Source organism: Acidovorax sp. KNOB132 (assembly GCF_057541515.1).
The window spans coordinates 1-2,288 of record NZ_BAAJYT010000405.1 but is presented as its reverse complement, the minus strand read 5'-3'; the positions used below and the strand labels follow the sequence as shown (position 1 = coordinate 2,288).

General features: G+C 70.7%; 3 protein-coding genes. 1 reads left to right on the top strand and 2 read right to left on the bottom strand.

The genetic code is table 11. The features are described 5' to 3' along the window. On the bottom strand, nt 1-837 hold an 837-nt coding region (locus AC27IO_RS23080), incomplete at its 3' end, for a TPM domain-containing protein (RefSeq protein ID WP_498740991.1). A gap of 22 nt (nt 838-859) precedes the next feature. Then, a complete protein-coding gene (locus tag AC27IO_RS23075) occupies nt 860-1,459 on the bottom strand; it encodes a LemA family protein (RefSeq protein WP_272565758.1) in 600 nt (199 codons plus the stop codon). Nucleotides 1,460-1,652: 193 nt separating this feature from the next. Here AC27IO_RS23075 and AC27IO_RS23070 point away from each other — a divergent pair, with 193 nt between their 5' ends. Beyond that, nucleotides 1,653-2,102: a YybH family protein gene (locus tag AC27IO_RS23070; RefSeq protein ID WP_272565757.1), complete on the top strand. Its 450-nt coding sequence runs from the start codon at nt 1,653-1,655 to the stop codon at nt 2,100-2,102. Nucleotides 2,103-2,288 lie beyond the last annotated feature (186 nt).

Below are 2,288 nucleotides of genomic sequence, written 5' to 3'. Positions count from 1 at the left end.
CCCGGTGGACGTGCCGATCCCGCCGCCTCCGGCCGGCCCGAAGCCGCCGCCGCCGCGCCGCCCGCCCAGGGACAAGCCGGTGCCGCTGAAAAGCCAGGTGTAGAGCAGCGCGATCAGTCCGGCGCCGCCGGCCAGCAGCACGCTGGTAGTGAACAGAAACGCCAGCCCGCCCACGCCGCCGCCCAGCAGCAGGCCGCCCAGGCGGTTGCCGAAAATGCCACGCGCCACCGGGCCGCCCACCATCACGCCGAAGAACAGGAAGATGGCGAGGTCGGTCCAGTCCACGCCCGGCGCGGACCGGGCCGCGCGTTCGCTGGTGTCACTGGGAAGGGGCAGCGATTCGCCGGCGATGCGCGCGCCGATCTGGTTCACCGCGGCGGACAGGCCGCCCGCGTAGTCGCCCTCGCGAAAGCGTGGCTTCATGGCGCCGTCGATGATGCGCGCGGCGGCGATGTCGGGGATGGCCCCTTCCAGCGCCTTGGCCACCTCGATGCGCATCTTGCGGTCGTCCTTGGCCACCAGCACCAGCACGCCGTCGCCCACGTCCTTGCGGCCGATCTTCCAGGCGTTGCCGACCCGGTTGGCGAACGCGGCCAGTTCCTCGGGCGCGGTGGTGGCCACCATCAGCACCACGACCTGCGAGCCATGGGACTTTTCGATGGCGGCCAGGCGCGTGTCCAGCGCCTGCCGGTCGGCCGCGCTGAGCGTGCCCGTCTGGTCGATCACACGCGCGGTCAGTGCCGGCACGGCGCGCTGCGCCTGCGCTGGCGTGCCAAAGCAGCCGATGGCGATCAGAAAGAGAGCTGTCAGCGCGAGGCGGACGTGCGCCAGGGCCATGTCGGGCACTCCGGTGGTGGCGTCAGGGCTTGGACGCCGGCTTGGAGAAGTCCACCGCCGGCGGGGTGGAGATCTGCGCCTCGTTCTGCACGGTGAAGCTGGGCTTCGGGTCGTAGCTGAACACCTTGGCCGTGACGTTGGTGGGGAAACTGCGTGCGAGCACGTTGTATTCCTGCACCGTCTGGATATAGCGGTTGCGCGCCACGGTGATGCGGTTTTCGGTGCCCTCCAGCGTCACGCGCAGGTCGCGGAACGCCTGGTTGGCCTGCAGTTGGGGGTAGCGCTCGGCCACCACCATCAGGCGCGAGAGGGCGCCGGACAGCTCGCCCTGCGCGGCCTGGAATTTGTTGAACGCCTCGGGGTTGTTCAGCGTCTCGGGCGTCACCTGGATGGAGGTGGCCTTGGCGCGGGCCTCGACCACCTTGGTCAGCGTGTCCTGCTCGAAGGCGGCCTCGCCCTTGACGGTGGCGACGATGTTGGGCACCAGGTCGGCGCGGCGCTGGTACTGGTTGAGCACCTCGCTCCACGCGGCCTTGGACTGCTCGTCCAGGCGCTGGAAGTCGTTGTAGCCGCAGCCCGAAAGGGCCAGGACGGCGGCCAGGGTGGCAAGAAGACGTTTCATGGCGCGTGCGCTGGGCCGGGTGCAGGCGACAGTGCCGAAAGGCTGGCAGCGCCCGCGCATTCTGCCCCAGCCCGATCGGGCACCGCGTAGTCCGCCGGGCCGACCGCCCGGCCGGTCCGGCGGCCGCGGGCCGGGCGTTGCGGCCCGCCAGCCCCGACAATAGCGCCACCGCATGACAGCCCACCGAAGCGCCATGACCCGATCCCCCTACCGTGCCGCCACCCTGGGCGGCTCCGCCGACGAGACCGAAGCCGCCTTCTACGAAGCCCTGCAGACGGGCAACCTGGAACGCCTGATGGCGTGCTGGGCCGAGGAGGACGACATCGTCTGCGTCAACCCCGGCGGCCCGCGCCTGCTGGGCGCCGCGGCCATCCGCGCCGCCTTCAGCGCCATGTTCGAGCACGGCACCCTGCGCGCCCGGCCGGCCCAGGTGCACAGGGTGCAGGCCATGGCCAGCGCGGTGCACAGCGTGGTCGAGCACGTCGAAGTGGTGCTGGACGGCGGGGTGCGCGAGGCCATCGTGCAGTCCACCAACGTCTACCACAAGACCCCGCAGGGCTGGCGCCTGGTGGCCCACCACGCCAGCCCGGGCACCGTGCACGAAGCCCAGGCGCCGGGCCACCCGCCGCCGGTGCTGCATTGAGGCGCTGTCCGCCATGTTGTCGGCCCACGGGCTTCAAGCCTTTTAGCCCTCCAGCGCAATAAGTACTAGGGCATATTGCTATGAAATAAAATAGCAATCGAATCCAACCCGGTGCAGGTTGGGCGCGGGTCGAGGCCCGCTGCGACCCACCGCCCGGCCATCCCGAACGGCCCAAAACCCCAGCGC